Raw genomic sequence first — 2,055 nt, 5'->3', positions numbered from 1 at the left:
AAAACACCCACCCGTAATTAAAAAACACCTTAAAATGGCTAGCCCCTTCATTGAAAACAAAAGAGTTCGTGTAATCGCTACCACTAGAAACGACGCTAGCTTTTCTTTGGATTAAAGGGATGCTAATCCCTACAGAATATTTAGAATGCTTATAGCGGTAATTCAACCCGGTAGCCACATCTAAATTACCGCTTCCTTTGACCTTGTTTAACACATAATAGCTGTTATACAAGCCCCTTAACCCCCCAAAGATACCAAAAGATGAAGAAAAATTCTTCCTCGTTTGAATGCCTATAGGGCTATTTTTATTGGAGTAAGTGGTGATGAAATCCACCAACAAATCTATCCCCCCACCATAGCTTAATTGCTGGACTTTTTGATTAAGGGCTTTAGCGTAATTGTATTTGATGATGCCATAATAAGCTAATCCTATGAAATCATTGAAGTAGTTTTGATAGCCTATTTTAGCGTTAACCCCTAAAATAGGGCTTCTAAAACTCTGTGAAGCGCTTGAAAAATAGTGGTTGGTAACGCTAGAAGTGACAAAGGTTTTTTGAATGGTGCTGAGCATGGAATTGGCTAAATCTTGCGTGTTCAAACTAGCGTTTAGATTGTAGTTCGTTTGAGCGCTCAAATTAGCGTAATTGATGGGTAAAGCGTTTTGATTGATAAGCTGCTGCCAAACCGCTGCTGTTACCCCTAAAAAGCCAGCGGGGACATCCGCGCAATTGTGATAGATGGAATTAGGGTAGTTGCTAGGGAAAGCGCTCTGATTAGAACCCCCATAAAGCGAACACACATTATAGGGGAGGCCATCAGAATCTTTTGGCTTGCCATTTTCATTTTGACCGGTTGGCACTCTTTGATAGGTCATGTTCCCATTATGCCCATAGCCTTTAGTGTGGCTGAATTCATGCAAGATGGTTCTTAAATCAGCCAAATTGATAGTCTTAAGGTCGTTGCCAAACAACTTTTTAGGATCTAGAGCAGAAGCCACTACCCCTAACTGGCCATAATGCTTGCCATCATCATTGTTGCTAGGGGTAATATCACTCCCAAGCCCTACAACCCCTGAATCCTTTAGAATAACTACATCAAGATCCGCTTTGTTTCTAAATTTATTGACAATGTCTTGTTTGTTTAACACATAACTTTTATTTTGAGAATTGACAAGCCCGTTTGTCCCAGGATTCACACAATCATTCTCTTTGCTGGTATCGCATTCCTCTCCTCCACCTTTATTAGTGAATTCAAAAGGAGCGTTTAAAATCGCATCGCCCCAAGATTGGGAGTCTAAGACAGCGATCATGTTCAACATTAAATTAGTGAATTCTTCTGCGGTTTGTGGGGTGAAAGCTTCCCAATGGTTTTCGTGATCTTTAAATTTGTTTTCATTCCTATAATTTACGACCAAATTTGTCTTAATCTTATTGAGCGTTTCAAACACCCTTTGCGTGTTAGCGTCAGAAATAGAAGTGCTAGTGGCTTCAATTTTTGGAAGAAATAAAGTATAGGGGTCAATTTTTAGGCTATCAAATGCCTCCCCGGGTAAAACAATCTTAGAGTGTTTGGGGATAGTCTCTATCACCCCTAGATCGATCACATTGCCTTGAGCGTCTGTAAAACTAAGCTTCACATTGCTTAAATTATAAGGTAAGAAATTTTCTATAGTTAATTGACCATTATACATATACAGCACTCTAATGGGGGATAAAGATGAGAATTTTAATTTTGAAATCGCTTCAGCATTGGTAAATAAGCTAGCCGCTCTTTTTAAAATCGTGTCTGTGGGTAAATAATTATAAGTCGCGTAAGTGTTTTTTGTGGTGGTGTGTCTTTTTTCTTGTGTCTGCGTGCCTTCTAATAGCCCAGTTTCAAACCCGGCTTCTATGAAAAAGCCATTTTTCTCATTCGCTTCTAAAGCGCTGAATAATAAAAGTGGGATGAATAGTTTTCTCATGGTTATCTCTTTTTAGTTTATAGTGTTTTTATTATACAATTTAAGGGAATGGTTTGTTTATTTTTTTCCAAAAATTAAAGTTTTAAAAGGGTTTA

At 38.2% G+C, this 2,055-nt stretch carries 1 protein-coding gene; it reads right to left on the bottom strand.

All coding sequences use genetic code 11. From position 1 onward, the window contains the following. A partial coding sequence (locus tag EAL44_RS07795; protein WP_121076567.1) for a porin family protein occupies nucleotides 1-1,960 on the bottom strand: 1,960 nt, incomplete at its 3' end. Nucleotides 1,961-2,055 lie beyond the last annotated feature (95 nt).

The organism is Helicobacter pylori (assembly GCF_003637685.1).
In the GTDB taxonomy this organism is placed as follows: domain Bacteria; phylum Campylobacterota; class Campylobacteria; order Campylobacterales; family Helicobacteraceae; genus Helicobacter; species Helicobacter pylori_CJ.
Note: the sequence above shows the minus strand (reverse complement) of the source record. Positions and strands in the feature narration are given on the sequence as shown.